Genomic DNA, 22,440 nt, shown 5'->3' with positions numbered 1-22,440 from the left:
AATTGGATAATAAAAAAAAGCCCCCGACATTTCTGCAAGGGGCTTTGAAAAGGGGTGAACTATTAATAGTCCATTCCACCCATACCTCCGGGAGGCATCATTGGAGCGGATTCTTTTTCTTTTTTCTCATAAACCACTGCTTCAGTAGTGAGGAGTAAACCTGATACTGATGCTGCGTTTTCAAGAGCTGTTCTTGATACCTTGGTAGGATCAATAACACCAACTTTGATAAGATCTTCATATACTTCAGTTGCAGCGTTGAAACCATAGTTTCCTTCACCTGCTTTTACATTGTTCACAACAACGGAACCTTCGAGACCGGCGTTGAAAACAATCTGTCTCAATGGTTCTTCAAGAGCTCTTTTTACGATCTCGATACCGGTTGACTGGTCTTCGTTAGCGCCTTTGAGGTCTGCGAGAGCATTGATGGCTCTGATGAAAGCAACACCACCACCTGGAACGATACCTTCTTCAACAGCAGCACGGGTAGCATGAAGAGCATCTTCAACTCTGGCTTTGATTTCTTTCATCTCGATTTCAGTTGAAGCACCAATTTTCAGAACGGCAACACCACCGGAAAGTTTTGCAAGTCTTTCCTGGAGTTTTTCTCTGTCGTAATCTGAGGTTGTTTTTTCAATCTGAGCTTTGATCTCATTGATTCTTTTCTTGATTTCAGTATCTTCGCCTTTACCTTCAACTATGGTTGTATTGTCTTTGTCAATAACAACTTTTGAAGCGGTTCCAAGATATCCGAGCTGAGCGTTATCAAGTTTGTAACCTTTTTCTTCGCTGATAACCTGTCCATTGGTGAGGATAGCGATATCTTCGAGCATGGCTTTTCTTCTGTCGCCAAATCCGGGAGCTTTAACTGCAGCAACACGGAGGGTGCCTCTCAATTTGTTTACTACGAGGGTAGCGAGAGCTTCACCTTCAACATCTTCAGCGATGATAAGAAGTGGTCTTCCTTGCTGTACGGTTTTCTCGAGAATTGGGAGAAGATCTTTCATGGCAGAGATCTTTTTGTCATAGATAAGAATGAAAGGATCTTCGAGAACTGCTTCCATCGAGTCAGCATCTGTAATGAAGTATGGTGAGAGATAACCACGGTCGAACTGCATACCTTCAACTACATCCAGTACTGATTCTGTACCTTTTGCTTCTTCAACTGTGATAACACCTTCTTTACCAACTCTGTTCATGGCTTCAGCGATTCTTTCGCCAATCCATTTTTCGTTGTTAGCGGAGATTGTACCAACCTGAGCAATTTCTTCATTTGTCTCGATTGGTTTTGAGATTGATCTCAGGTATTCTACAACTTTTATAACTGCAAGGTCGATACCGCGTTTCAGATCCATTGGATTGGCACCTGCGGTAACATTTTTCAGACCTTCTTTGAAGATTGACTGTGCAAGCACTGTTGCGGTGGTTGTTCCATCACCAGCAACATCACTGGTTTTGGAAGCAACTTCCTTAACCATCTGCGCGCCCATGTTCTCAACTGCATCTTCGAGTTCGATTTCTTTAGCAACTGATACACCGTCTTTTGTTACAAGAGGAGCACCAAATTTTTTCTCCAGAATTACATTTCTTCCTTTAGGTCCTAATGTAACTTTTACCGTGTTGGCGAGCTGATCCACACCTTTTTTAAGTTTGGAACGAGCATCAACATCAAATTCAATTAATTTTGAAGCCATTTTTAAATTTCCTTGTTTTGTTTGTTACTTAATGATTGCAAAAATATCGCTCTCACGCATGATCAAATACTGTGTACCGTCGATGGTTACTTCGGTACCTGAATATTTACCATAGAGAACTTTATCGTTTACCTTAACTGACATTGGAGCGGTTTTACCGTCATCGGTAACTTTTCCCGGTCCTGCAGCTACCACTAAGCCTTCAATTGGTTTTTCTTTTGCGGTGTCGGGAAGATATAAACCACTTTTGGTCACTTCCTCAGCTTCCTGTGGTTTAATAATAACCCTGTCAGCGAGGGGTTGAAGATTTAATGACATATTTACCTCTGTTTTTTGTTTGAAAAACAATTGTTATTAGCACTCAATAATTGCGAGTGCTAAATTAACATTTTTTTTCGTGACAGTCAAGAGCATTTTGAAGACACAGCATGATATTTCAACTTTTTTACATTAATTTAACATTCATTTATTCTTGAATTCAAAACTTCGCTATGGTTCCTGAAATTTACAGGACAAAAACTAAAATTGTATATCAAATCAATACTCTCAAATCAATCACACTAACACAGGAGAAGTCATGAAAAAAACGATTCAGATTGTTTTTTTGTTTTTCACTCTCTTTACCACTGATGCTCTGACACAACCGGCATCGGTCGCCCTGAAGGATGGCAGCGGTTCGCCAATCAGCACACATGCCTCAATTACTGAAGCATATGGTGCGATCGTAACACCAATGACACAGGGTTATATAATAGAACTTACCAGTGGTTACACAGGTGCCAACGAGACCTTTCCAATTTCCTTAACTCAAAAGGCAGGTATAGATTCTTCGAAAAGGATCACAATCAGACCGGCAGCCGGAGTAAATCTGGTGACAATTTCTTCGCTTCAGGCAAGTCTTCCTGTGATTCTGTTTGACGGTGGAGATTTTATTACTATCGACGGGCGAGCGGGTGGAATCGGCTCTTCAATAAATCTCTATATCGAAAACACCACACTGTCCGGTGCAAATACCACCACAATCAATTTTATTAATGGCGCGACATACAATGAATTAAGGTATCTACATGCTAAAAACAGCCTGCAGAACTCTGCAGGTCCCCGTGTTATTTTGTTCTCCACTTCAGCCAACAATCCTGAAGGCAACTCATATAACAAAGTGACCAATTGCAAAATTGAAGGAAGCAGGACCGGGATAGCATCGAGTGGCACAGTAACTGTTTTCAATAGATTTCTGGTTATTGAAGAGAATGAAATATTTAACTGGGGATATGCCGGTATATGGTTACTCTCGGCATGTTCAGATGTTGTAGTTAAAAACAATATAATCTACCAGACGCAGGGTTATAACAACACCATCGTGTCGGGTATTATAACCGGAGCAGTAGTCGGGCAGAATCTGACCATATCAGGCAATAAAATTTTCGGCATGAACAGTGCTTCCACGAGCTCCACCCAAATTAGAGGTATTGCCATAACTCCCGGCAGGGATGCCAACTTTAAGATATTCAATAATTTTATAGCCCTTGATCAGAATGGACCCTCGAATGTTAGTGCCTGTTACGGGGTTCTTGTATCCGGTACCATCCCGTTCACATTTTCCTTCGATTTTAATTCGGTGAACATCGGCGGTGTGCACAGTGGTGGGACCACAGCTACCGTACTCTCAGCAGCATTTGCGAAGAGTTCGACTAACGATACCTCTGTGTTTAAGATCAGAAACAACCTTTTTAAAAACACACGGACAGGTGGTGTTGCAGGTGGTTTCCATGCAGGCAGCATTATTACTCCAAACGGTATTGCTGAAATGAACTTTAATGTTTCTTTCTCGACAGGTTCAGTGGATAATTTTCATGCCGGATGGGGAGGTACATTGTATAACGACCTTGGTCAGTATAAAACCGCTGCTTCGCCACATGAGTCCAATACCATCTTCAAAGACATTTCGTACACTTCTGCAACAGATTTGCACCTTCTGCCACCATCCGATGGTGATCCCGATCTTGCAGGTATGCCTGTTCCCGAAATAACATCAGATATCGATAACCAGATCAGGAATGCCACTGCTCCTTACAGGGGAGCTGATGAGGCAACCAATCCTGTCCCGGTCGAACTTGCATCTTTTATTTCCAATGTCACTGGAAATTCTGTAACATTAAAATGGGTTACAGCGTCAGAAAAGAATAACAGCGGTTTCCAGATTGAGAGATCAACCGGAAAGAGTGATTGGGCTTCGGTCGGATTTGTTACCGGCAAAGGTACATCAGTTTCATTAAACGAATATTCGTTTGTTGATAAAGGACTTGTTGCCGGTAAGTATTCGTATCGTCTGAAGCAAATTGATCACGACGGTTCTGTTAGGTACTATCAACTCGCAAGTGAAGTGGAAATAGGAATACCTTCTGAATTCAATATTTCGCAGAATTATCCCAATCCATTTAATCCAACGACAAAGATAGATTTTTCAGTTGCAGAACTCGCATCAGTCAGCATTGAGCTGTTCGACATCTCAGGATCAAAGGCTGCAACTCTTTATAATGGAATCAATGAACCTGGTTTCTATTCCATGACACTTGACCTTCAAAAGTATGGCTTAAGCTCGGGTAACTACTTTTACAGATTTACAGCAACAGGTGTAAAACAAGGAAAAATCTTCACATCATTCAAAAAAATGACCCTCTTAAAATAGTTTAAAAACAAAAGAGCCGGCTTAAAACCCGGCTCTTTATTTAACTTCTGTTAAGACTATTTCAAAGCGGCAAGCGCAGCAGCATAATCAGGTTCCTGTGCAATCTCTGGTACCTGTTCTTTATAGATAACTTTACCTTCTTCATTAACCACAACAACCGCTCTTGAATACAATCCGGTGAAACCACCTTCAACTATTGTAACACCGTAATCTTCGCCAAAAGATGAGCTACGAAATCCGCTAAGTCCGCGAACTTTGTCCAGACCTTCAGTCGTACAAAATCTTGAATGAGCGAAAGGTAGGTCCATCGAAATGCAAAGAACTTCAGTATTTGTCAAGTTTGAAGCCTCGGCGTTAAATTTTCTTACAGAAGCGGCGCACACACCGGTATCCAGACTGGGAAAAATATTCAGGACAAGTCTTTTACCTTTTAATTCGTTGAGTGATACTTCTGCCAGTGAAGTATTTACGAGACTAAAATCGGGTGCATCAGTTCCTTCTTCGGGAAGGAAACCAATCGTGTTTATTTTATTGCCTTTTAGTGTAATTTCTGCCATGGGTTCTCCATAAATTAGTGATAATAAAATAACCTCTATTCGTCCTTATTAGTTTCAGTCGGAGGTTTCATTTTAAAACTTTTTGTAATAATCGTAGTCGGATCCCAACTCCGCATCCTTTTTCCTTCGGTATCCTCTGGAAATCCCATCACTCTGCCAAACATTGCAGTCTCGGGAAATTGTTCCAGCATCACTTTAAAAATAACGAGCATTGGTATGCCGAGAAATAAACCGCTGACACCCCAGAGACTGCCCCAGAAGACAAGTCCAAACATCGCAGTAATGGTATTAAGTCTCAGTTTATTGCCCATTAAGACGGGTTCCAGAATGTTTCCCATTCCCATCTGAATTGTTGTAAGCAGCACAAAAACCAGTCCCGGAACGAAAATATTATCAAACTGGACGAGTGCCATAAGTGAAGGGAAAAGCACCGAGATTATTGCTCCGATAAATGGTATAAAATGGAGTAAAAAAGCTACAAATCCCCATAAAAATGCAAATTTAACTCCAAAAATTATGCAGACTGTATAGACAAGAATACCAACAATCAGATTGATGAAGAGTTTTATGTTGGCATAAGAGTAGATGAATTTTTGAATGGTCAGATATGCACTGGTAACCATTTCAAGATTCTGTCCACCAGCCACATACCTCAAATATCTTTTATAGTTAGGAAGGGCAAAAAGAAAAACAACAAAATATATGGAAAACCAGAAAAAACTGTTTGTGAATGCAGTGAATGAAGAGACCAGTCCCTTCGCCGTCGAAGTAATAAAATCTTTTGAAAGGAGTTGAGTCAACTCCTTTTCAATATCGACTGTAGTATGAAAACGAAGGTTTATAACATTTTCGATTCCGTTGAGCAACCTGTCAAGTTTTACTATCAGCACCTGCACAAAGTCATCACTTTGTGCTCCAATCTCACCGAAAGTCGATGAAATTATCAGGTACATCATAAACAACACCCCCAATGTTATAATTGAAATTGAGGGGATTATGAGATAAAACGGCACTTTCTTGCTTCTTAAGAAAATTGTAATCGGTTGAAACATGGTTGCAGCAAGAAATGCGAAGGTAAGAGGTATAATAATTGCGGAGAATGCTGCGAGAAGATAGAAAGCTAACACTACCGCAAAAAAGAGAAGCAGAACGAATATTCGATTAAGGCTTTTTTCCATTAAAATCTTTAAAATTGTTAAAGCAAGATAACAGAAATCGAGAGTAAAAAAAAGAAAAAGGCGATCAAATTATCATTAAATCTGACCGCCTGTAAATTTAGAATAACAGATTGTTGGGAGTTCTTGGGTAGGGAATAACATCACGGATGTTTTTCATTCCTGTAAGATACATGACAGCACGCTCGAGACCAAGCCCGAATCCCGCATGAGGGAATGAACCGAATTTTCTGATATCCTGATACCACTCATACTCTTCCGGTACTATACCGACAGCAAGCATCTTCTGATGGAGAACATCATAGTTTTCCTCTCTCTGGCTTCCGCCGATTATCTCACCAACACCGGGAACCAGTAAATCCATGGCTCTAACAGTCTTGTTGTCGCTGTTCAGCTTCATGTAAAACGCTTTGATATCCTTTGGATAGTCAATAACAAAGACGGGTTTTTTAAAGATTTCCTCGGTGATGTATCTTTCATGTTCCGTTTGGAGATTTTCACCCCATTCAACAGGATATTCAAATGTATGACCCGATTTTTTTAGATAATCGATTGCTTCTGTGTATGTAATGGTTACGAAATCCGAGTTCAAAACATTGTCAAGACGGGACAAAAGTTCGTTATCAACAAACTTGTTAAAAAATTCCAGTTCATCAGGCGCCTGTGTCATTACTTCATTCAGGACGAATTTCATCATATCCTGAGCGAGTTTCATGTCATCTTCCAGCTCTGCAAATGCTATTTCCGGTTCGATCATCCAAAATTCATTCGCATGACGGGCAGTATTTGAATTTTCAGCACGGAAAGTCGGACCAAATGTGTAAACATTTCTGAAGGCAAAACAGAATGCTTCCACTGCGAGTTGTCCCGACACGGTAAGAAAAGACGGTTTTCCAAAGAGTTCCTGTGAAAAATCTATCTGCCTGTTTTCATCCCGTGGAGGATTGTCAATGTTCAGAGTCGTGACTCGAAACATTTCTCCCGCACCCTCTGCATCAGTACTTGTGATGATTGGGGTGTGGACATAAACGAAACCCTTTTCCTGAAAGAATTTGTGGATTGCATACGAAACTATCGATCTAACCCGGAAAGTAGCCATAAAAGTATTGGTTCGGGGTCTTAGATGAGCGATAGTTCTGAGAAATTCGAAGGAATGGCGTTTCTTCTGGATGGGATTATCAAGTGATGCAAAGCCAACCACTTTTATTTCATCAGCTTTTAATTCGAATGGTTGCTTGTCACCCAATGAGCGGACATAAGCACCATTGATTTCGAGTGATGATCCGATGGAAATCTTTTCGATTTCTTCAAAATTGGAGATTGAGTCATCAAAAACAACCTGAAGGTTCTTGAAGCAGGAACCGTCATTTAGCTCTATAAATCCAAAATTCTTTGATGTGCGGGAAGTTCTTACCCAACCGGTAAGTTTTAATTTTTCGCCTTCAAATTTTTCTCCTCCGGCGAGCAGATCTTTAACCGTAACGGCATTATATGACATATTGATCCAAAATTTTTTCTAATTCAATTCCAAATTTAGTGAAAATTTGTTTGTCAGGGCTCTACTCACAAATGTTCTTTTAAAATCGGGCTGTCTAAACTATGTTTGTATTAAAGAATTCATAAAAAATGGAAAAAATGTGAAAGTACTGTTTGTTTGTCTCGGGAATATCTGCCGTTCACCTGCTGCAGAGGGAGTGTTTCGTGAGAAAGTTAAAATAGCCGGGCTGGAAAGTAATTTTGAGATAGATTCAGCAGGGACTGCAGGTTACCATATTGGTGAATCGGCTGACAGAAGAATGATAACACATTGTAAAGAAAGAGGTTATGATATATCACCTCACAGGGCTAGAAAACTGTCTGCAACTGATCTGGGAGAATATGACATCATTCTGGCGATGGACCGGTCGAATTATTATAACATTACATCCCTGGATCCGGAGGGGAAATATCGCGAAAAAATCAGAATGATGACCGATTTTGTTACTCAGTGGAATGTGACTGAAGTGCCGGATCCGTATTATGACGGACCTGAGGCATTCCACCATGTAATCGACCTCCTCGAAGATGGATGTGACAATTTATTGAATTACCTTCTAAATCATTACAATTCCAAATGATTAATTTATCAGAGTTAATTGGCGAGAATGTCAGTTTTGTGAGGAGGGCCGGAGGTGGTTGCATAGCTGATTCTGCTATCTTCTCAGGAGCAAGCGGTACTTATTATTTTGTAAAAACCTACAGGGGTGCAGGTGGCAATCTGAAGGCGGGAGCGGAAGAAAAAGGGCTGAATGAACTTGCAAAACAGAAGTTGATTCGTGTTCCAAAAGTCTTTACCTGCTCGGGGAATACTCTTGTAATGGAAATGATAAAAGAAGGGCGTGAACGATATAATTTTTCGGAAAATTTCGGCAGAGATCTCTTTATTTTTCACGAAATAGTGTCTGACTCGGGTTTCGGTTTCCATGAAAACAATTTTATCGGGGACACATTGCAGCAAAATACTCCATTCATGGCGTCTTGGATCGATTTCTACAGGGAAAAAAGGCTTGTACCTCAATTTCGAATGATGAGCCAAAACGGTTACACCGATAAATCGCTTGCTTTGAAATTTGATGCTCTGTTAAAAAGATTACCTGAATTGATCGATGACAAATCGGTTAAACCATCATTGCTGCATGGTGATTTATGGTACGGAAATGTATTGACTGACGAGAAAGGCGAGGCTGTAATCATCGATCCGGCAGTTTATTATGGTGACCGGGAAACAGATATTGCAATGACAGAGCTGTTTGGCGGATTCGACGGCGACTTTTACGGGGCGTATTTCGAAAGTTACAGTTGGTATAACCAATACAAAAAGAGAAGAGATGTCTACCAGCTTTACCATCTCATGAATCATTTAAATCTTTTTGGGTCAGGTTATCTGGAGCAAGTGAAGAGCATAATTCAAAAATATGCTTAGTTACACTTCAACTATTTTATTCCTGTCGACAACTTTGAAGAAGTATTTACCCGGTTCAAATTCCTGAAGTGCTTCCTCAATAAATATTTCCAGTTTATCGGGTTCCGAACAGGTGTATAAATCGATGGAAAGTCTGGATTCCTCAGGAAATGTATGTACCAATGCATGAGATTCACTAAGAATGGAAACGAAAGTCAGACCCTGTGGAGTGAACTCGTGCTTCATCGAGGATACTATTGAAAATCCGGATCTCTTGAGAAGCGAGTTGAAAACAGAGCTGATTTTCTCATTATCGTAAAGATCGTGACCTTTACAATTACAAAGTTCAAAAATCAGGGTGTATTTGTTCATCATGGCAAAAATTCGCCGCTTGTCAGCGATTATAAAATTTAATCAAAAACAGAGTATAATTTAGCAGATTTTTAATTATATTTCGAACAAAATTAAATCATTCGAGGAAAAAATATGTCTTCAAAATATGAATTGGTAAAAAATTATTTAATTAATCTGGGATATCATATCTCAAGGGAAATACCGGAAGAGGAAATAGTGATTGTTGATGATACAGACAAGGGCATTTCGAATCTTATAATAGATTGCGAAAACCCTCTTTTGATCTTTGAACAGTACATTGGAAAACTCAAAAAAGATGAGAAAGATGTTTACAAAAAGCTCCTGCAGGTAAACAGAAAACTCGTTCACGGGGCATTTGTCCTCGAAGAGGATAATAACACACTTCTTTTTAGAGATACCCTCCAATTGGAGAATCTTGATGAAAACGAGGTCGAAGGCACCATGTCAGCCATACATTTCGCTATGGCAGAGCATACTGATTTTCTTATTGAAATTTGCAAATAGAGGAGAACATGATGAGTATTTTCAAAAGGCTGTTTAAAATCGGTCAAGCAGAAGCCCATACAGTGATCGACAAACTCGAGGATCCAATCAAGATGTCGGAGCAGGCAATCAGGGATCTTAAAAACAATTTATCACAAGCGATGCAGGCATTTGCTGAAGTAAAAGCTCAGGCGATTAAAATGGAGAGAGACAAAAATCTCTACAATGAAAGATCAATTGAGTGGGAAAGAAAAGCAGTACTGCTTCTCCAGCGTGCAGAGTCGGGTCAGATGGCTCCGGAAGAAGCTGAAAGGCTTGCAAAAGAAGCATTGATCCAAAAAGAAGACAGTGTTAAAAAAGCCTCTGAATCTTCAATCAATCTGGAAAAACAGAATGAAATGATTGGAAAACTCCAGATGCAGATTGAAAAATTGAGAAGGACCATCCAACAGCAGGAAAATGATCTGATTACCCTTAAAGCAAGAGCCAAAACTGCTGAATCAATGAAGAAGGTTAATAAACAACTCTCAGGAATTGATGCAGACAGCACTATCGCAATGCTTGAGAGAATGAAACAAAAAGTGGAAGCAGACGAAACTCTTGCTCAGGCATATGCTGAAATGGAAGGTCTTAACGAGGGGCTCAATACAAAAATTGACAAAGCTCTTTCAGAGACTGACCTGCAGGGTGATCTTCTGCTTGAAGATTTGAAGAGTAAGTTGAAAAAACCTTAATCACTCATTTTGGGCATCCTTCTCAGGGTGCCCTTGTTTTTTTTCATAACGGGATGATAACATGGTCTTTAACTGGTTTAAAAAGAAGAAAAAAGAAGAAGAACAGCCGTCGTACGATCCGACTAACCTTAAAGTCACAGACCTTAGAAAAGGATTTATCCTTGATGTTGAGGGTGCAAGCTGGGAAGTGACAAAGGAGTTTGAATATGACTGGGGTGACGATTTTTTTACTCTTGAGTTCCAAATAAAATCCTCTGATGCCACTGCATATTTACATGTCGAAGAAGACGATGAAATCGAAATTACCGTGATGAAGGAAGTGGATATTAATAATATTGACAAAAATCTGATTGAAGAGATTATCGAACAGGAAAAACCAAGACGGGTAATTGAATTCAGCGGCAGAACTTTTTTCAGAAAAGCTGAAGCAGCGGGAAATTTCAGGGATATTTCGGGGAACGCATGGGAACCCTTTATCAGTTGGGATTACCGGGATGAAACCGGAAAGTATATTCTGTCGATTGAACAATGGGGTGAAGAAGATTTTGAAGCAAGTATCGGCAGGGTGGTACAAGATTATGAGATCAGCAACATTTTCCCCGGAAAGATTTAAATGAAGAAGATATTTCTTGCAACTCTTTTCCTCCTGTTTCTCGCGGGTTGTGGTAAAGAGTACAAAAAGCCACCAGTCGATGATCTGATTACAAAGCTTAACAATGAAAAAGTTCCTATGTATTCGATCATCCTGAGCGATATGGATGTTGACGGCACATTTTTTAAGGACTACAAACATAAATATCAGATTATCAAACAGTTTGACTCAATCAAAATAAAAGATGAGACTACCGACTGGATCGAAGTCAGCGAGGAAGTCTTCTGGGAGAATGAGAACTATCTCGGAATGGAAGTTGCCTCCAAAGGTGCTGACGGAAAGGTGAGCAAGGCTATCGCCCCCGCAGGTTATAACAATTATGTGGGAAATCCAAAATACGGGAGTTGGGTGAACAGCGGTTCCGGTTCATTCTGGCAGTTTTATGGACAGTATATGTTCCTCAGTTCTATGATGAACCTTGCATCCGGATCGGTTTTCCGCGGTGAATACGATGACTATAACAGAAATTACAGAAATCGAAAACCGTATTACGGTCCCATGTCGGGAGGAAGTTATAAATATGGAACTTACGGTTCCTACACAACCAAAACAAAGCCCGCATCTTTCGGAGAAAAGATTTCGAAGATAAAGAGCGGTTCGCAGAGCTTTAAAGAAAAAGTAAACAACAAAGTATCCCGTTCGGTTGGCAGAGGCACTCCCAATGTCAGATCACGCGGTGGATCGGGAGGTAAATGAAATGATTTTAGACCATTTACTCACTGCTGCAGTTTATTTTGCTGCCGGAGTTATTCTGATGCTTCTTGGTATCTTTGCATTCCGGTTGTTCAATCCTAAATATAATGTAAAAGATGAACTCGTCGAGAAAGATAATCTTGCATTTGCAATAGTTTTCGCAAGCTATTTTGCGGGAGTAATTATTTCAATAGGAGGGGTCTTTTTTGGTCCATCCGGAGGGCTTGTCAATGATCTGATTGATATTGCCATTTACGGGCTTCTTGCCATAATACTGCATAATATTTCTGCATATATAAACGACTGGTTTATTTTGCGCAAGATTGATGCTCCCAAAGAAATAACGGTTGACAGGAATGCCGGAACTGCGGTTGTACTGGGTGCCTCATCCATCGCCACCGGTCTTGTGGTTTCGAGTGCTGTTTCAGGTGAAGGAGGAAGTATACTGACAGCAATTGCATTTTGGGTAATCGGTCAGTTCGCTCTCATCCTGTTCTCGTTTTTATATCAGTTTATCACTCCTTACGATTATTTAAAAGAGATAGAACAGGACAATGTGGCGGTCGGGCTTGGATTCGCAGGTATTCTGATTGCCATTTCCATAATTATCAATGAAGCGATGTTTGGTGATTTTCCGGGCTGGGAAAATTTCATTTCTGATGTCGTGGTCGATTTATTGATTGGAATTGTTCTACTTCCTCTGGTCAGAATCCTGACAGATAAAGTGATACTTCCCGGCAAGCGCTTGAGTTATGAGGTTCAGGGACAGGCAGTGCCAAATACGGGTGCCGGACTGATAGAGGCTTTCGTTTATGTAGGATCTGCTCTTCTAATAGGCTGGGCTCTATAGGTTAGTGAAAAAATCCAACCTTTTAAAATTATGTCTCTTTGCCACAGGAGTTTCGGGCATTGTGGCAGAGTATATTCTTTCCACTCTTGCAGCCTATTTTTTGGGAGACTCGGTCATTCAATGGACGCTTATTGTATCGTTGATGCTGTTTTCCATGGGACTTGGGAGCAGTTTAAGTAAATTTATAAAACAGAATTTACTTGAAAAATTTATCCTGATTGAATTTACTCTCTCTATAGCGACCTCATTTTCAGCAATTATCGTCTACTCGATCTCTGCTTTCCCTGAATTTCGGGGAATTACAATCTATTCACTTTCCATTTTTATCGGATTATTAATCGGCCTTGAGATTCCAATTGTTACCCGTTTGAACGAAGAGTTCGAAGAGCTCAGGGTAAATATTGCGAATGTACTCGAAAAAGATTACTATGGAAGTCTGGTCGGTGGCATTTTTTTCGCTTTTGTTGGTTTGCCAATTATCGGACTGACTTATACTCCGTTTATCCTTGGAGCGATTGATTTCACTGTGGCACTACTGCTTTACCTGCATCTGCGTGAGCACTTTAAATACTCAAAGGTTGCCATGGGTACGCTGATTATTTCGGTAACTTTTATTATTGTCTCGGGTGCTATATTTTCAAATCCAATAATCCGTTTTTCCGAGCAGTTAAAATACCTAGACAACATTGTGTATGAAGAGCAGACCAAATATCAGAAAATTGTTATAACAAAATGGAAAGAATATCACTGGCTTTACTTAAATAACAGTGTTCAATTCAGCACTTACGATGAGTCACTGTATCACGAACCACTCGTACATATTCCTCTTCAGATGTCAGGGAGTAAGGATCGTGTGCTGATACTTGGAGGTGGTGACGGATGTGCCGTGAGGGAAGTCTTGAAATATCCTGAAGTTAAGGAAATCTATCTCGTGGATATTGATAAGGCAATTACGGACCTCGCTCAAAAAAACGATATACTCCTCGAGATTAATAAAGGCTCTCTGAACGACAAAAAAGTCAAAATTGTCAACACAGACGCCTTTCGTTATTTGGAGGAAAGCAATAGTCTTTACGATGTAATTATTGCAGATTTTCCCGACCCAAGAAACTCCGATATTAGTCGTCTCTATTCCAAAGAGTTCTATTCGATTGTAAAAAAACACCTTTCAAAAGATGGAATATTCATAACCCAGGCATGCAGTCCATATTTTGCTGCAAAGGCTTTCGCCTGTATTGATACAACAATTAAAGCTTCCGGTTTCAGTTCGCTTCGAATGAGAAATCATGTTCCAACGATGGGGGAGTGGGGATTTATTATTGGCTCCGCTTCACTTGACGGGGAGCAGCTCAAACTAAAATATTCTGAAATTAAAATTGATGAACGAACGACAAACTGGTTAAATAACAATGTGTTAGATGCCCTTGTCTCATTTGGCAAGTCACCTCTGAAAGATAATGAGGAAATTAAGGTAAACAATCTGACTGAACCCGTTCTTTACAGGTATTTCGAACAGGGAGACTGGGGACTTTATTAACCAAATAGAAATGAAACTGCTATATTGATACTTTGTTTTAATACTTTTTGGAATTCAAATGTTTGAAGGTGCTTTCGGTCCTGTAATTGTTGGACTACTTAGGATTTGCGATGTTAGTCTGGGAACACTCAGAACCATACTTGTTGTTCAGGGCAAAAAATATCTTGCCGGCTTTGTTGGATTCTTCGAAGCTGCAATCTGGGTTATTGCAGTCAGTCAGATATTTGCGTATTTAAATGACAATCCATGGATGATACTCGGGTATGCAACAGGTTACGGGCTTGGTAATGTTATCGGCGTGTGGTTCGAACAGAAGATAGGACTGGGATTCGTCCAGGTAACAATTTTTTCTTTGGAGAAATCGGAGGAAATTGCAGCGGAACTCAGATCATCTGCCTTCGGAGTTACAATTCTTCCGGCAGAGGGTCTCACCGGAAACATCAAAATGCTTATTTCCGTCGTTGACAGAAAAAAACAAAGACATCTCATGAAACTGGTAGAATCGATCGACTCAAAGGCATTCATTTCAATCCAGTCATCACTTCCTTATCGGGGATACAGACCCGGAGCCAGAATATAGTTCTGAATAACAATTGTTAATAATTTGTTAATCTTGCTGGTGTAAAAATTCAAATCCATGATTTGTAAGTTTTGAAGCCATAATTTTAATTTTTTGGCGATTGATTCACATATGAGAAAATCATGGAAATCTATTACCTGGTTATAGTATTTGTTCTTTTTATACTTGCAGTTTCCGATTTGATATTTGGCGTAGCAAATGATGCCGTTAATTTTCTAAATTCTGCTATTGGATCGAAAGTGGCACCGAGACATATTATACTTGTATTCGCAAGTTTGGGTGTGTTAGGTGGTGCTCTCTTTTCGAGTGGAATGATGGAGGTGGCAAGGAAAGGTCTCTTCAATCCGGAGATGTTCAATTTTGCACAAGTGATGGGGCTTTTTGTAGCCGTAATGTTCACAGATGTTCTTTTACTCGATCTCTATAACACATTTGGCTTACCAACTTCAACAACGGTCTCCCTGGTATTTGGACTGCTGGGGGCAGCTCTGGGTACAGCAACATACAGCGTACTCGCTTCATCCGGGGGGTTGGAAACGGTGATGAGTTATATCAACACCGAGCGAGCCTTCATAATTATCAGTGGAATTTTCCTCTCAGTCATCATTTCCTTTAATGCCTCTCTAATCGTCCAGTATATTGTCAGGATGATATTTACCTTCGATTACAAACCGAGAATCCAAAAATATGGTGCCATCTTTGGAGCGGTAGCTTTTACATTGATCACATTCTTTCTTTTTACAAAGGGAATCAAAGGGTCAATATTTGAAAATACCGAATTTGCAAAATGGATTACGAAGCATATGAGTGAAAGTCTTCTTTATTCTTTTGCAATTCTCCTTTTTGTGTTCTTTATCCTGAACAACATCATTAAGATCAACATATTCAAACCGATCGTTATAGCAGGTACTTTTGCCCTTGCTTTTTCATTTGCGGCCAACGATCTTGTCAATTTCATTGGCGTTCCGCTCGCGGGATACCAGGCTTTTCAGAGTGTCAGCTTCGCAACCGACCCGTCATCGACCATGATGACAGCTTTAAATGATCAGGGCGCAGTTCCGTTTTTGATTCTGGTGATTTCCGGAGCAATTATGATTGTAACAATTTGGAAATCAAAAAAGTCGAATACGGTAACAAAGACTGAAGTTAACCTCTCCAGACAGGGAAAAGGGAAAGAAAAGTTTAAGAAATCCGCTGTGGCAAAAAATGTTGTGAAATCTTCCCTTTTTATCCTCGATATGTTCAAGACACTATCACCTAAAATAGTGACCAACTGGGTTAATTCCAGGTTCGATAAATCCAAATATGTACCTGTTCCGGGACCAGACGGTAAAATGCCTGCCTTTGATCTGATCAGAGCATCAGTCAATCTTGTTGTTGCTTCAAGTCTGATTTCTTTTGGGACATCATTAAAATTGCCGCTTTCCACCACTTTTGTAACATTTATTGTGGCAATGGGCACTTCCCTGGCAGACAGGGCATGGGAACATGATAATGCCGTGAACAGGGTGAATGGTGTTCTGACAGTAGTAGGTGGCTGGTTCCTCACAGCAGTCTTTGCCCTGATGCTTTCATTTGTCTTTGGACTGCTGATCTCCGCCGGGGGCCTTACATTCATTATGCTGTTGCTTTTCTTCTCTGCATTCCTGATTTACAGGACTCACAAATATCACGGTGAACAGGAGAAAAAAGAAGATGAGAGCGAAAAAGCCGCCTCATAATTCCGATTCCATAATTTAAGAAAACCGCCTTCGGGCGGTTTTTTTTTAATCATTTTTTAAGCGAGTGAAATTAATATTTTAGAGTGATTATTACTAATTTTGTTAATGGAATTAAAGTTATTTGAAGCAATCCACCGGAAGTATAAAACATGACCATAAATAGGTATTTACCTCTAATATTCTTCTTCTTTTCAGTTACGATATGCTCACAACCGGTTGAAGACCCCTCCTTCGTCGATACGCTCTCCGTAAAACGGGCTCTTCATCTGGCTAAACAGAAAAGCCCTAAATTACAAAAGCTTGCCCAGTCAGTAAATCAAAAAAAAGCGGAATTAAGAGGAAACAGCGGACTCTCAGATCCTGTGCTTTCATACTCACGGGAGGGCATGGGAAATTCAAGTTTTTCCTCGTATGACGAACAAAGACTTGGCATTACTCAAGAAATTGTCTTTCCTATTACAACATCCCGGATTAGTGACAGAATCTCCTCAGAAATCGAAGCTCTTCAACTCGAATATGAAAACGCTCTCCTCCTTCTCCGTGAAGAGATAAAGAAGACCTACTCACAACTTCAATATGGATTGGAGTTATTACATCTTGCCCAAAGTGAACTTGAAATTTCAAAAGGTGTCTATGAAGCAGTGAAACTGAAATACGATTCCGGTGAGGCGACAAAAATTGAGCTGCTTAAAGCTAAAATACAGGTGAATGAGGCTGAAAATTCGATTTCAGAGGCGCAAAATTACCTGCATCAGTCACGATACAGTCTGTTCAATCAGATTGGACTGGAGACGACAAACCAGAAATATTCCATCAATTTCCCCGACACACTCTATTATAAAAAAACTGAAATATCACAAAGCGATATACTCTCCACTTTTTACGACATGCCCGGAGTCCGTTCGAAAAAGAAATTAATTGAAGCTGCCGAAAATCATCTTCGTGTCGCGGAAGCAGGTTATTTTCCAAATATATCACTTAATCTTTTTGGTCAGGACTTCGGATCCGGTTTTAAGGCACTGGGCTTTGAGGTAGGTCTATCACTTCCGCTCTGGTTTCAAAGTAATCAACGCAGTGTCATCGATCACTCAATTTCATCAGTTAAAATATCTGATGAAAACTACCGTGAGGAGCTTCTTTTGATGAAAAAGGAAGTTGAAATCGCATGGCATGGCTATGAATCCGCAGGTGAAAATCTTAACCGGTTCGCAAACGGGATACTTGCTGAAAGTGAAGAACTCCTGAATCTCACAACTCAGGGTTATAAACTCGGAGAAATCGATTTCCTCACTCTGCTCGAGGCGAGGAGAACTTACCTGACCAGTTCCAAAAGATATTACGACTATCTGCTCGATTACAATTTTAGACTGATCGAGCTTGAGAAATTTTCGCCAAAAGAATTTTTATATAATGATTAGATACAGGTTTACCATGAAAATACAGCTTACACTTATTTCGTTTTTTCTGATTTTGGCTTTCACATCTGGCGGTTGTGGAGATGAACAAAAACCTAAAACCAAGGAACAAAAAAAGGAACAACCTAAAAAATATCAGGAGATCACCTTAACAAAAGAGCAGGCAGCAATCCTGAATGTCAAACTTTTCAAGATTGAAAAGAAATCTCTCGACTACTCTTTAGTATTAGCTTCCACGGTTGTTCCGGCACCCCAAAATATCGCCAAAGTAAGTGCACCAATCAGTGGGAGAATTATCAAAATTTATAAAAATGAAGGTGACCGGGTCAGACAGGGAGAAGTGATTTGTGAGCTCGAAAGTCTTGAGTTTGCCGATCTGATAGCCGATCTGGTAAAAGCAAAGTCAGAACTGAATTATCAGACTAACAAACTCGACAGAAATTTACAGTTAAAGGAAAAGGGAATCAGCACAGAGAGCAGACTCGAAGAAGTAAAAGCTGAATACGAGAGGGCTGTTGCCGCTCTTGCAGCAGCAAAAGCGAGGTTGAGATCTGTCGGGGTGCCTGAAAAACAGATTGAATCGCTAAATTCCTCAAACATTAAAGATCCGGTTCTGAAGATTTTCAGTCCAATGTCCGGACTTGTAAACGAAGATATGATCGATCCGGGTCAGGCTGTAACCTCCTACCAAAACATGATGTCCATAGTAAATCTGAGTAAAGTTCAAATTCGTGGTTTCGTTTCACCCGAGGATCTTAAACTTGTCAACACTGGTGACAGATTTACAGCCTTCTCAAAAGATAATCCTGATCAGTTTGTCTCAGGAACCATAGGAAGTATCAATCCCTCACTTGATGAAGTGAACAAGGCTATTACTGTCAATTCCACAGTCACAACAAAAAATGAGTGGCCAAAACCAGGTCAGATTCTAAGAATGGAAATTTCAACCGGTACGGAAGAACCGGTGATAGGCATACCTTTGGATGCAATCATATATCAGGGCGATGTACCATATGTATTTGTGAAGAAAAGTGAAAACACTTTTATTCTAAGACCCGTGAGGCTCGAAAAATCCACGGAGAAGATTGCGATTGTAAAAGAAGGTTTGTCTGAAGGGGAGGAGATTGCCTCGAGTAATGTGTTTGATTTGAAAGCCCTGTCAAAATCCGCCGAAGGTGGAGAATAAAATTATGCTGAAAGGAATAATCGATTTTAGTTTACGGCAAAAGGTAGTCGCACTCAGTCTGATGATATTAATGGCTTTCGGCGGTTATTATTCACTTACGGAGCTGCCAATAAATTCACTTCCTGATGTAACACCGGTTCAGGTACTCGTTATTACAAAATCAGGAAGATATTCCCCTTACGATGTTGAAAAACTCGTCAGTTACCCTATAGAGACTTCGATGAACGGACTACCGGGGGTAAAGCAGGTAAGGTCCATCTCCCAGTTTGGGCTTTCAGCGGTTATCATCGAATTCGAAGAGGATCAGGATATCTATTTTGCCCGTCAGATGGTCTCACAGAGGCTTCAGAGTGTCCAGGACCAGCTTCCACCGGGTGTATCAACTCCAAACCTTGGACCCATCTCAACAGCTCTTGGAGAGATATACCAGTATGTTGTAAGAGGTGAAAAATACTCGTTAACAGACCTCAGGACGATTCAGGACTGGCTGATTATGCCTCAACTGAAGACAGTAAAGGGAGTAACGGAGATTAACTCATTTGGTGGTTATGTAAAACAGTACGAAGTGGTAGTGACTCCCGGTAAACTCCGCGCTTATGACCTTGGGTTCAAGGATGTCCTTGATGCAATTCAGAGTAATAACAGCGTCTCCGGCGGAAACTATCTCGAACATAACAGAGAACAGTATATAGTGAGAGGTTTTGGTCAGATTAAAAATGCGACCGACATATCTCAAATAATTGTAAAAAAGTTTGCTAACAGATCCATTTCGATTGGCGATATCGCAGATGTACGAATCACCGAACAACTCCGGCAGGGGGGTGTCACCCAGGATGGAAAAGGAGAGGTTGTTACCGGCATCGTGATGATGTTAAGAGGTGGGAACGGCAGGGAGGTAATAGCAGATATCGATGCCAAGATTAACTCAATAAATGAGAATTTGCCGGAGGGAGTAACCATTGAGAAATTTTATGACCAGTCCGATCTCGTAGACCGTACCACATCCACCATTCAAACCAATCTTTTGGAAGGCGGGTTCTTTGTAATTGCAGTGTTGTTACTACTTCTTGGTGAGTTAAAAGGTGCCCTCATTGTGGCATCTGTCATACCATTTTCCATGCTATTTGCATTTATCGGGATGAGAGAGTTTGGACTTGCTGCAAATCTGATGAGCCTCGGTGCCATCGATTTTGGAATGGTCGTCGACGGATCCGTCGTAATGGTGGAAAACATAATAACAAAACTGCAAAAGGGTGGAGAAAAGGATAAAAGTCAAATTATCAGGGAGGCGGCGCATGAGGTCGCACGACCCATTTTCTTCGGTGTCCTGATCATTTTGATGGTATATGTACCAATAGCCACTTTTTCAGGGATTGAAGGGATACTTTTCAGACCCATGGCAATTACGGTAGCCACAGCGGTATTCGGCTCCCTCATCCTTGCTTTGGTTTATGTTCCGGCTCTCTCTTCAATTGTTTTCAGGAAAGGTGTGAAGATTCGGAAGAACTACCTGATCGAATGGCTGAAACCGATTTACACAAAGCAACTTGAGTTGCATCTTGACAAGAAAGCACTGGTGCTGGGAGTATCAACTCTCATAATATTTGGCTCACTCGCCACACTTCCTTTCCTGGGAACAGAGTTCCTTCCTGAACTCGATGAGGGATCGATATTAATAGAGGAAGTGAGACTTCCGAGTGTTACTCTTAAAGAATCGATGGAAAAGGCGAACGAGCTCGGTAAATTTATCATGGCAAATGTTCCGGAAGTGAAGACTGTGGTTCCCAAGACCGGCAGGTCTGACCTGGCTAACGACTGGATGGGAGTACACCAAACTGATGTTTGGGTAATTTTGAAACCAACCTCCGAATGGAGGGATGGAATGACAAAGGAAAAAATTCAGGAACAAATAAAACCTTTTCTTGAAAAGGAACCGGGTTTGTCGTACAATTTCACGCAGCCAATCGCAATGAGAGTTGATGAATTGACTTCAGGTGTAAAATCCGATCTGGCTGTGAAAATCTATGGTGACGATCTCGAAAAGCTCTCAATGATTGCTGAAAACATCTCGAAAGAAGTGGCTTCAATTGAAGGAACTGACAATTACTTCATAGAGAAACCGTCGGGACAACCATATTTAACAATTGAAATCGACAGGGAAGCGATCTCTAAATACGGATTAAATGTGGATGATGTTCAACAGGTTATTGAGACAGGTATTGGTGGAAATACTGCCGGAACTGTGTACGAAGGACAAAAAAGATTTGACATAATTGTAAGATTAAGAGAAGATTTTAGAAAATCATTCGATGACATTTCGAACATACCTGTTCAAATACCCTCTGGTGGAAATATTCCACTGAGGGAAGTTGCCCGCATATCAAACCAGGAGGGACCGCGCGAGATTGCCAGAGAAAATGGCTGGAGAAGGGTGATCGTCGGAATAAATCTTGCAGGTCGGGATATTGGATCATATGTAGCTGATCTTCAGTCTCGAATCTCGGAAAATATTGAAGTTCCGTCGGGCTATTTTATTCAATACGGCGGATCTTTTGAAGATCAGCAGAGAGCGATGAAGCATCTTTACATTGTGGTACCCCTTGCGATTTTTATCATTCTGGGACTTCTTTATCTGATGTTTGGAAAATTTGTTTATGCCGGATTAATTTTCCTTAATTTGCCTTATGCTCTCTCCGGTGGAATACTTCTCCTGCTTGCGAGGGGTTTATACCTTTCCATTTCAGCGAGTATCGGATTTGTAGCCCTGTTCGGTGTGGCTGTATTAAATGGCATAGTATTGCTGGAGCATCTTAATCATATGCGCGAAAAAACAAGCGACCTTCGGAAAGCCGTGATCGAAGGGACAGCGGACAGACTAAGACCGGTCCTTATGACGGCACTGGTTGCAAGTTTCGGCTTTATCCCTATGGCATTTAATACAGGTCCCGGCTCGGAAGTGCAGCGTCCACTCGCCACGGTTGTAATCGGAGGTCTGGTTACCTCAACACTCGCAACGCTAATGCTGCTGCCTGTCATTTATTATATTGTTGAAAACAGAAAGAAGAAGAAAGAGACTGCAATCTCAACAGAAATTCCAAACACCGTTGAAAATTAGATAAAATAAAAAAGGCTGCCCTTGATTAGGCAGCCTTTTAATT

At 40.7% G+C, this 22,440-nt stretch carries 20 protein-coding genes; 14 read left to right on the top strand and 6 right to left on the bottom strand.

Annotated features, from left to right (window positions below; genetic code table 11):
• Positions 1-62: 62 nt before the first annotated feature.
• Complete coding sequence (gene groL / locus LCH52_08975; protein ID MCA0388614.1) at positions 63-1,694, bottom strand: chaperonin GroEL; 1,632 nt, start codon at positions 1,692-1,694, stop codon at positions 63-65.
• Positions 1,695-1,718: 24 nt separating this feature from the next.
• Positions 1,719-2,012 carry a co-chaperone GroES gene (gene groES, locus LCH52_08970; GenBank protein ID MCA0388613.1) on the bottom strand — a complete coding sequence of 98 codons (294 nt, stop codon included), beginning with the start codon at positions 2,010-2,012 and terminating at the stop codon, positions 1,719-1,721.
• Positions 2,013-2,271: 259 nt separating this feature from the next.
• On the opposite strand from groES, the gene LCH52_08965 reads away from it, so the two are divergent.
• Complete coding sequence (locus LCH52_08965) at positions 2,272-4,383, top strand: hypothetical protein (protein ID MCA0388612.1); 2,112 nt, start codon at positions 2,272-2,274, stop codon at positions 4,381-4,383.
• Positions 4,384-4,439: 56 nt separating this feature from the next.
• Here the strand turns inward: LCH52_08965 and tpx are convergent, their stop codons facing one another.
• From tpx to asnS, 3 genes are all read right to left on the bottom strand, one after another.
• Positions 4,440-4,940 (bottom strand): thiol peroxidase, encoded by a 501-nt coding sequence (gene tpx / locus LCH52_08960; protein ID MCA0388611.1) that lies wholly within the window; start codon positions 4,938-4,940, stop codon positions 4,440-4,442.
• A gap of 35 nt (positions 4,941-4,975) precedes the next feature.
• A complete protein-coding gene (locus LCH52_08955) occupies positions 4,976-6,118 on the bottom strand; it encodes an AI-2E family transporter (protein MCA0388610.1) in 1,143 nt (380 codons plus the stop codon).
• A gap of 97 nt (positions 6,119-6,215) precedes the next feature.
• Positions 6,216-7,613: an asparagine--tRNA ligase gene (gene asnS, locus LCH52_08950; protein MCA0388609.1), complete on the bottom strand. Its 1,398-nt coding sequence runs from the start codon at positions 7,611-7,613 to the stop codon at positions 6,216-6,218.
• Positions 7,614-7,752: 139 nt separating this feature from the next.
• On the opposite strand from asnS, the gene LCH52_08945 reads away from it, so the two are divergent.
• Positions 7,753-8,232: a low molecular weight phosphotyrosine protein phosphatase gene (locus tag LCH52_08945; GenBank protein ID MCA0388608.1), complete on the top strand. Its 480-nt coding sequence runs from the start codon at positions 7,753-7,755 to the stop codon at positions 8,230-8,232.
• Complete coding sequence (locus tag LCH52_08940) at positions 8,229-9,077, top strand: fructosamine kinase family protein (GenBank protein ID MCA0388607.1); 849 nt, start codon at positions 8,229-8,231, stop codon at positions 9,075-9,077. Before LCH52_08945 ends, LCH52_08940 begins: the two co-directional genes overlap by 4 nt.
• On the opposite strand, the gene LCH52_08935 is transcribed toward LCH52_08940, so the two are convergent.
• Positions 9,078-9,431 (bottom strand): S-adenosylmethionine decarboxylase, encoded by a 354-nt coding sequence (locus LCH52_08935; protein ID MCA0388606.1) that lies wholly within the window; start codon positions 9,429-9,431, stop codon positions 9,078-9,080.
• A 111-nt stretch (positions 9,432-9,542) separates the two neighbouring features.
• Between LCH52_08935 and LCH52_08930 the strand changes: the two genes are divergently transcribed.
• From LCH52_08930 to LCH52_08880, 11 genes are all read left to right on the top strand, one after another.
• On the top strand, positions 9,543-9,935 hold the full coding sequence (locus tag LCH52_08930; GenBank protein MCA0388605.1) for a YbjN domain-containing protein: 393 nt from the start codon (positions 9,543-9,545) through the stop codon (positions 9,933-9,935).
• Positions 9,936-9,946: 11 nt separating this feature from the next.
• A complete protein-coding gene (locus tag LCH52_08925) occupies positions 9,947-10,648 on the top strand; it encodes a PspA/IM30 family protein (protein ID MCA0388604.1) in 702 nt (233 codons plus the stop codon).
• Between the two features lie 61 nt (positions 10,649-10,709).
• Positions 10,710-11,261 (top strand): DUF4178 domain-containing protein, encoded by a 552-nt coding sequence (locus tag LCH52_08920; GenBank protein ID MCA0388603.1) that lies wholly within the window; start codon positions 10,710-10,712, stop codon positions 11,259-11,261.
• Positions 11,262-11,996, top strand: coding sequence for a hypothetical protein (locus tag LCH52_08915; protein MCA0388602.1), 735 nt, complete (start codon positions 11,262-11,264; stop codon positions 11,994-11,996).
• Positions 11,962-12,843, top strand: a complete 882-nt coding sequence (locus LCH52_08910; GenBank protein ID MCA0388601.1) for a DUF350 domain-containing protein — start codon at positions 11,962-11,964, stop codon at positions 12,841-12,843. Before LCH52_08915 ends, LCH52_08910 begins: the two co-directional genes overlap by 35 nt.
• Positions 12,844-12,847: 4 nt before the next feature.
• Positions 12,848-14,380 (top strand): polyamine aminopropyltransferase, encoded by a 1,533-nt coding sequence (locus LCH52_08905; protein ID MCA0388600.1) that lies wholly within the window; start codon positions 12,848-12,850, stop codon positions 14,378-14,380.
• Between the two features lie 58 nt (positions 14,381-14,438).
• A complete protein-coding gene (locus tag LCH52_08900; protein MCA0388599.1) occupies positions 14,439-14,960 on the top strand; it encodes a DUF5698 domain-containing protein in 522 nt (173 codons plus the stop codon).
• Between the two features lie 122 nt (positions 14,961-15,082).
• Positions 15,083-16,681, top strand: a complete 1,599-nt coding sequence (locus LCH52_08895; protein ID MCA0388598.1) for an inorganic phosphate transporter — start codon at positions 15,083-15,085, stop codon at positions 16,679-16,681.
• A gap of 149 nt (positions 16,682-16,830) precedes the next feature.
• Positions 16,831-18,099 (top strand): TolC family protein, encoded by a 1,269-nt coding sequence (locus LCH52_08890; protein MCA0388597.1) that lies wholly within the window; start codon positions 16,831-16,833, stop codon positions 18,097-18,099.
• Positions 18,092-19,282, top strand: coding sequence for an efflux RND transporter periplasmic adaptor subunit (locus LCH52_08885; GenBank protein ID MCA0388596.1), 1,191 nt, complete (start codon positions 18,092-18,094; stop codon positions 19,280-19,282). The genes LCH52_08890 and LCH52_08885 overlap by 8 nt, the downstream gene beginning before the upstream one ends.
• A 4-nt stretch (positions 19,283-19,286) precedes the next feature.
• Positions 19,287-22,397, top strand: a complete 3,111-nt coding sequence (locus LCH52_08880) for a CusA/CzcA family heavy metal efflux RND transporter (protein ID MCA0388595.1) — start codon at positions 19,287-19,289, stop codon at positions 22,395-22,397.
• The last annotated feature ends 43 nt before the right edge of the window (positions 22,398-22,440 follow it).

Source organism: Bacteroidota bacterium (assembly GCA_020161395.1).
In the GTDB taxonomy this organism is placed as follows: Bacteria; Bacteroidota; Ignavibacteria; order Ignavibacteriales; family Ignavibacteriaceae; genus UTCHB3.
Note: the sequence above shows the minus strand (reverse complement) of the source record. Positions and strands in the feature narration are given on the sequence as shown.

Coding starts and splice junctions, on each gene's coding strand:
- LCH52_08920 (MCA0388603.1), top strand. CDS start 10,710: ATGGTCTTTAACTGGTTTAAAAAGAAGAAAAAAGAAGAAGAACAGCCG.
- LCH52_08910 (MCA0388601.1), top strand. CDS start 11,962: ATGTCAGATCACGCGGTGGATCGGGAGGTAAATGAAATGATTTTAGAC.
- groL (MCA0388614.1), bottom strand. CDS start 1,694: ATGGCTTCAAAATTAATTGAATTTGATGTTGATGCTCGTTCCAAACTT.
- LCH52_08935 (MCA0388606.1), bottom strand. CDS start 9,431: ATGATGAACAAATACACCCTGATTTTTGAACTTTGTAATTGTAAAGGT.
- LCH52_08885 (MCA0388596.1), top strand. CDS start 18,092: ATGATTAGATACAGGTTTACCATGAAAATACAGCTTACACTTATTTCG.
- LCH52_08925 (MCA0388604.1), top strand. CDS start 9,947: ATGAGTATTTTCAAAAGGCTGTTTAAAATCGGTCAAGCAGAAGCCCAT.
- LCH52_08895 (MCA0388598.1), top strand. CDS start 15,083: ATGGAAATCTATTACCTGGTTATAGTATTTGTTCTTTTTATACTTGCA.
- asnS (MCA0388609.1), bottom strand. CDS start 7,613: ATGTCATATAATGCCGTTACGGTTAAAGATCTGCTCGCCGGAGGAGAA.
- LCH52_08965 (MCA0388612.1), top strand. CDS start 2,272: ATGAAAAAAACGATTCAGATTGTTTTTTTGTTTTTCACTCTCTTTACC.
- LCH52_08955 (MCA0388610.1), bottom strand. CDS start 6,118: ATGGAAAAAAGCCTTAATCGAATATTCGTTCTGCTTCTCTTTTTTGCG.
- LCH52_08890 (MCA0388597.1), top strand. CDS start 16,831: ATGACCATAAATAGGTATTTACCTCTAATATTCTTCTTCTTTTCAGTT.
- LCH52_08880 (MCA0388595.1), top strand. CDS start 19,287: ATGCTGAAAGGAATAATCGATTTTAGTTTACGGCAAAAGGTAGTCGCA.
- LCH52_08900 (MCA0388599.1), top strand. CDS start 14,439: ATGTTTGAAGGTGCTTTCGGTCCTGTAATTGTTGGACTACTTAGGATT.
- tpx (MCA0388611.1), bottom strand. CDS start 4,940: ATGGCAGAAATTACACTAAAAGGCAATAAAATAAACACGATTGGTTTC.
- LCH52_08915 (MCA0388602.1), top strand. CDS start 11,262: ATGAAGAAGATATTTCTTGCAACTCTTTTCCTCCTGTTTCTCGCGGGT.
- LCH52_08930 (MCA0388605.1), top strand. CDS start 9,543: ATGTCTTCAAAATATGAATTGGTAAAAAATTATTTAATTAATCTGGGA.
- LCH52_08940 (MCA0388607.1), top strand. CDS start 8,229: ATGATTAATTTATCAGAGTTAATTGGCGAGAATGTCAGTTTTGTGAGG.
- groES (MCA0388613.1), bottom strand. CDS start 2,012: ATGTCATTAAATCTTCAACCCCTCGCTGACAGGGTTATTATTAAACCA.